The organism is Streptomyces sp. NPDC051555, assembly GCF_044454405.1.
Lineage (GTDB): Bacteria > Actinomycetota > Actinomycetes > Streptomycetales > Streptomycetaceae > Streptomyces.
Window position 1 is genome coordinate 1 of the sequence record NZ_JBITDP010000077.1, and the last position, 5,449, is coordinate 5,449.

At 69.5% G+C, this 5,449-nt stretch carries 5 protein-coding genes; 2 read left to right on the forward strand and 3 right to left on the reverse strand.

Features of this window, described 5'->3' with window-relative positions; translation table 11 throughout:
* Positions 1-70 precede the first annotated feature (70 nt).
* Together ACIBEA_RS44035 and ACIBEA_RS44040 are read right to left on the reverse strand one after the other, a co-directional pair.
* Positions 71-370, reverse strand: coding sequence for a hypothetical protein (locus tag ACIBEA_RS44035; protein WP_399270118.1), 300 nt, complete (start codon positions 368-370; stop codon positions 71-73).
* Between the two features lie 336 nt (positions 371-706).
* The gene (locus ACIBEA_RS44040; RefSeq protein ID WP_399270120.1) at positions 707-2,041 is read right to left on the reverse strand and encodes a hypothetical protein; all 1,335 of its coding nucleotides are present in this window, start codon (positions 2,039-2,041) and stop codon (positions 707-709) included.
* Positions 2,042-2,358: 317 nt separating this feature from the next.
* Here ACIBEA_RS44040 and lexA point away from each other — a divergent pair, with 317 nt between their 5' ends.
* On the forward strand, positions 2,359-3,039 hold the full coding sequence (lexA, locus tag ACIBEA_RS44045) for a transcriptional repressor LexA (RefSeq protein WP_399270122.1): 681 nt from the start codon (positions 2,359-2,361) through the stop codon (positions 3,037-3,039).
* Between the two features lie 655 nt (positions 3,040-3,694).
* On the opposite strand, the gene ACIBEA_RS44050 is transcribed toward lexA, so the two are convergent.
* Complete coding sequence (locus tag ACIBEA_RS44050; RefSeq protein ID WP_399270124.1) at positions 3,695-4,252, reverse strand: GNAT family N-acetyltransferase; 558 nt, start codon at positions 4,250-4,252, stop codon at positions 3,695-3,697.
* 298 nt (positions 4,253-4,550) lie between these two features.
* Here ACIBEA_RS44050 and ACIBEA_RS44055 point away from each other — a divergent pair, with 298 nt between their 5' ends.
* Positions 4,551-5,282, forward strand: coding sequence for a hypothetical protein (locus tag ACIBEA_RS44055; protein ID WP_399270126.1), 732 nt, complete (start codon positions 4,551-4,553; stop codon positions 5,280-5,282).
* The last annotated feature ends 167 nt before the right edge of the window (positions 5,283-5,449 follow it).

Sequence of the window (5,449 nt, forward strand, 5' to 3'; positions counted from 1 at the left end):
CCCCATCCGCATATTTCACACACCACGGATACAGCCACCCACCCACACCCATCAGGGAGTTCGGACAGAATCACCCCAACGAGCTGAAGTCAGTATGGACCAGGGGCAGGCCTTCCCTGGTGAGCTGCGGCCCGGTCCCGGCGGGGTAGGCGCGGGCGACGCGCGGCTCCCATTCCTCATTGTCGATCCGGATGGCATGGAGGCGGAGTCCGGCCGGGCCACCGACACCGATGTCCCGGAGTACGGCGAGGTTTACCTGGAGAGCGTCTTGAGGGGAGGTGCCGGTGATCGTGCGGTACACGAGAGGCTGGCGGCCGGATCGGCCTTGGTAGCCGATCTCGAAATGGCGAAGGGAGGTGAGGTCTGGCATGGGAGAAGTCTCCTGGGCTGCGTGAGGCATGCATCCGAGTGCCTCGTCGACGGGCTGCCCGAGGTATACGGGCAGCCGGCGAAGTCGCGTTGCATTGGGATCCTCGGCCCGCAGGGGCCGCCACGTGCAGGAGTGCTCGGTGCGATCGTAGTGCGTGGAGACGGGTCGGGGCCCCCTGTTGACCGAATGTCTCCGGCGACGGTGAGGTGCCGCGACCAGGGCCCGCTCGTCCGGGTGCGCTGACGGGCACCGTGCCATCACCAATACGACGACCCATCCGGCTGGCTCTCACGAGCGGCCTGGCCACCCGGTCTGGGGATGGAATCACCGACCGTTTCATCTAGCCGAGTCTGGGAGGCGGTAGACGGAGGTGACGGGGGCGAGGGGAAGGTCGCGGCGGATCCGGGTGCGGGTGAAGAAGCGGCGCTCGCGGGTGAACGTGATTCCTTCGACCGCGTCGGCTTTGTACACAGGTCCGACGAGGCGACCCGAGCTGTCCCGAATGCCAATCCGTACCCCCGGTTTCCAGTGCGCGCGGCGCCACGTGCCGAACGTGAGCGGACCCCGGGCGCCGGTCGGCTCCATGCGCTCCGCGGGCGGTTCGTCGACTGGCGGGGAGAAGTCGAGAACGTGGACCTGGTGGAAGCCTCCGGCCTGGCCCGCCGCGCTCTCGGAGGCCCTGGCCAGGGCGCTGCGAGACGTCGGCCGCGGCCCGAGGCCGGGCAGGAGGGGCGGGGGCTTCCACCGGGCGAACGCGAGCTGCGCGGCATACCCGTACAGCACACGGCCGCCAGCGTGGTCGCCGTAGGCGGCCGGCTGCAACATCCAGGACCGACGTCCTTCGCCGACTAGGACGGAGATCAGCAGAAACCCGGACGTCGTGTCGAGTCGGCCGTCCGGCTGTGCGGCGAGCAGACCGCCGAGGATCACCGGCTCCGGTCCGATGCACACGCCCTTCTCGATGAGCGCGGCGAGCTCGTCGTCATCCGCCTCGGCAGCAGACAGGGGTACCGCGTCGTGCACGACGAGAGACCAGGGGGCCGGCAGCCGCAGGGCAGCCCGGATCTCTTCTTCCAGGGGAGCGGTGGTGACCACGTCGAGGGCGAGCGGGGCGGGGACCATGTGGGCGGCGGCCAGATACGCGGCGGTGCCGGTGAGGGCGCGCAGCCACCGAAGAGGCAGCTCCTGCTGGTTGCCGTACGCGTCATCGCGGAAGTCGCGCGCCGTCAGCACGCCGGAGCGCAACGCGCCGACATCTGCCGGTACCAGGCCGACGAGGTCCGCGGGCAGGCGCCGGTGAATTCGGGCAAACCGGGTCTCCCGCGCCCAGTCCTCATGCCGGGTTCTCACGGCGGCCGCGGCGACGTCGATGACAGCCCCGCCCGGTCCGCCGAGTGCCAGGACCGCCTTCGACTCGTGCGGAGCCAGCTCCCAATCGATGTCGTGCTCGGTCGCGAGCCGGTCGGCCGTGCCGCATTCGGCGACCACCCGCTTCCACAGTCCGGCCAGCTGCTCGTCCCAGGATCCAGACCGACCCGGGGCGGGACCGGGGCCGAGGAGGAACTCCTTCCAGGCGTCTGTTCCCAGGCCCGTGACCACGAACTCGCCGCTACGGGCCGGAGGGATCTCTGGCCGGGCGAAGGCCACGTCGAGGAGGCTACGAACACTCACCAGTGCCCAACGACGGCGCCTGCCCGGAGGTACGCCCGAAATGGGCCGTCCGGGCCTGATCGCGCCGGCTGGCGAAGGCGCGATGGCCGCCACCGGGCTCTCAACCGCGCACATTCATGCCCCGGAGCAGCCGGACCGGGCAGAGCAGATGCTGCGCCACCCGGGAACGACCACCCGGCCCCGCCGCCATGCCCAGCTCCTGCCGCGAGGGACGTACGCCGTGCCGCGCCCCGGCCACCTCCAGGTATCGAAATGATGTTCCTTTTGTCAGTGGGTGGGGCTACTGTCCAGACACGCAAGATCGCAAGGGGGGCACCATGAACATCACCCACTTCCGGCCGGGACGGCCTCCGGGTATTCGCCCGGGCTCCGATGGGCTGACCGACAGGCAGCGGGCCATCGTCACTTACATCTCCCGCTCGGTTGCCGACCGCGGATATCCGCCGTCGATGCGCGAGATCGGCCAGGCAGTCGGCTTGTCGAGTACCTCCAGCGTCGCGCACCAGCTTCTTGCACTGGAACGGAAGGGGGAGCTGCGTCGTGATGCTCACCGGCCCCGCGCGTACTGCATTCCCCCCAAGGCCTTCAGCGCCGAGGAACCTGAGGCACCGCAGAGAGCGCCGGAGGCGGTGGCCGTCCCCTTGGTGGGCCGCATCGCAGCCGGAACGCCGATCCTCGCCGAGGAGATGGTCGACGACATCTACGCACTACCCCGTCAATTGGTCGGTGACGGGGAACTCATCGCCTTGAAGGTTGTCGGCGACAGCGTGATCGAAGCCGCCATCTGCGACGGTGACACGGTCGCGGTCCGCCGCCAAGACACCGCCGACCACGGCGACATCGTCGCGGCCCTGCTGGACGGCGAAGCCACGGTCAAGCGGCTGCGCCGAGAGAATGGCCGGGTGTGGCTGGTGCCCCACAACCCGGCGTACGAGCCGATCCGCGGCGACGACGCGGTCATCCTCGGCAAAGTGGTAGCCGTCTTCCGCTCGATCTGAAGCGGGCTGGGAGCGGTCCGCCCGGTCGGCGTACGAACGGCTTCCGAGCGGACTCCGCCCCCGCACTGCTTCCTCTGCCCCGAACTGCACCGGAAGGGGGGCGGCCGGACCCGGGATCCGAAAACGCGATGTTCCGCCGATCGGTCTGCTGGAGAATGTTGCCCGTGGCGACCAACAACGTGGGTGCGATTGGGCCGTCGATCGGACGGCGCACGGTGGCGGTGGGCCAGGCCCCGGTCGCCGACACAGGCAACGGCATGGTGCGGGTCGTCAGCGAGAGGTGTGCGACGTGCGACTTCCGTCCTGGGAACCGCGGGAACCTCGCCCCGGGGCAGTTGGCCCGCCTCATCACCGACTGCCTTGCTGAGGAGGGCCACATCGTCTGTCACGAGACAGGCGAGGAAGGTGTGCCCGGGGCTGTGTGCGCGGGCTTCGCCGCCCACCCGGATGCCGGCCGCTCGCTCGCCCTGCGGATCGCGGCCGTGGGTCGGACGCTCTACCCGTTCCTCCGGCAGGCCATAGACGGCGACGAGCGATCGCCGCGCATGCGTTCCTCGCGGTGGCCACGTCCAGGCGCCCGACGTCCTCCCGCGGCCACCACACGACGGACCGACGCCCCCGCGCCGTGCAGTCCCGCGCCGAACGAGGTGGGCCCTCACATCAGGCGGTTGGCCACCGAGCTGTCCCTGACCCGCTCCGAGCCAACCAGGGCATAGACGCACTGAAGTGCGCCGTACTCGACGACGGTGTCGACCCGCACCATGCCGACGGCTTCCAGGACTCGACACGAGGCCACGTTCGCCTGCTGTGTCACGGCGACAACCGACGCAGGACGAGGCACCCGTGCCTGCCACCATCCAAGGACCGCGGCCACCGCCTCGCGGCCGACTCGGGCGCCCCAGACGGAAGGCAGCAACTGGTATGACAGCTCCGCCCGGCCCTCCACACGATGATCCGCCCCCAGGACGACCAGGCCCACGCCCCGGCCGTCAAGAGCGACCACCCATGCCCCCGGCCGCCCCAGGTACGAGCGCGCCCTCGCGACGAGCCGGTCGCGTGTGACAGCGCCACCGAGGAAACGCCGAACCTCGGCGTCCATCAGCAGTTCCCGCACCATCGGCATATCCGCCTCGCCCGCCGGCCGCAGCACCAGACGCGCCGTACTCAGGACCGCCGGCCATGCCTGGACGAGAGCAGCCTCCACATCGCTCACGCGGTACACCCTGGCAGGTACTCCAGCCGCCTCGTCGCGGAACGGCACCCAGTTGCCGACCGCTTCGTTCCACCCGCAGACGGCGCGGCGATGCAGTGGACGTCGTCCCCGGGACTACGGTGGCACCTTGCGGCATCGGTCTGCTGCTCCTTCCGCGAACCTCGGCCCATGGGTTCAAGGCGGAGGCGAAGAAGTACGACTTCGACCAGCTCAACCCCACCACCGACATCCGTACGCAAGCAGTACCTGTTCCTCACTCTCCGCGGGCCGACGGAGCCGAGCGAAAGGTGCCTTGCCGATGTCGGCGTCCCAGATCAGCAGCCGCGCCCGTACCTACGCCCTCTACACCGGCGCACCCCGCCAACTTGCCTGCGACGTCCTCGCCGCCCTGCCACCGGACGCGCCCCTCATCCCGGCGCCGACTCACCACGCACAGCTCCGCCTAGAGTCCGAGGCATTCTACTGGATCCTCAACTCGCAGCGCGACTTCTACGAGTTCCCCTTCGGAATCCGCTACGTGCAGCCCACCGCAGACGGCGTGCGATTGCACGTGGAGAGCGATGCCAGTCTCGACAGCCTGTTGGCTGGGCTCCTGCCCGCCCGCATGCCCGTGGGTACCGGCCAGGACGAGATCTACGGTCTCAACGGAGTCCGCATCCACGCGCGAACCGAACGCGGCATCGAGCTCCGCCGTCTCGGGCAGCCGACCAGCCTCCAGGTCACCGGCCCTTCCCGTCGCGCCTACCAGAAGGCCGAGGCGACCCTCGCACACCGGATCCAGACCAACGGAGGTGAGGCCTGCTGGCAGGCTGGAGGAACCTGGACCGACTACGAGAAGCAGTGGGAAGACGAACGCCAGCCCATCGCCTACGACGACACCTGGCGCGCCGCGGCCTGGCTCCCCAGCGGACTGCTACGCCGCCTCGGTCTCCTGCACACGGTCGCCATTCCCCAGGTCGTCACCGGGCACGAGGCCCGGCTGGGCGAGTTTTGGATCCTGGAGCTGGACCACTACTGCGACACCGGCTGAGGTTCCCCCGAGATGCGGGAAGTGGTGACAGGCTGTCAGATGGGTCGTATGAGAGGAACCCAGACGATGTCTGCACCGAGGAAGTACCCGCTGGAGTTGCGTGAGCGTGCGGTGCGGATGTATCGCACCACCGAGCCGAAGCCGGTGATTCGCCGCATGGCCGAGGA

Bases quoted from the DNA above. Each gene is read 5' to 3' on its own strand.
- lexA (WP_399270122.1), top strand. From the start codon at position 2,359: ATGAACATCACCCACTTCCGGCCGGGACGGCCTCCGGGTATTCGCCCG.
- ACIBEA_RS44055 (WP_399270126.1), top strand. From the start codon at position 4,551: ATGTCGGCGTCCCAGATCAGCAGCCGCGCCCGTACCTACGCCCTCTAC.
- ACIBEA_RS44035 (WP_399270118.1), bottom strand. From the start codon at position 370: ATGCCAGACCTCACCTCCCTTCGCCATTTCGAGATCGGCTACCAAGGC.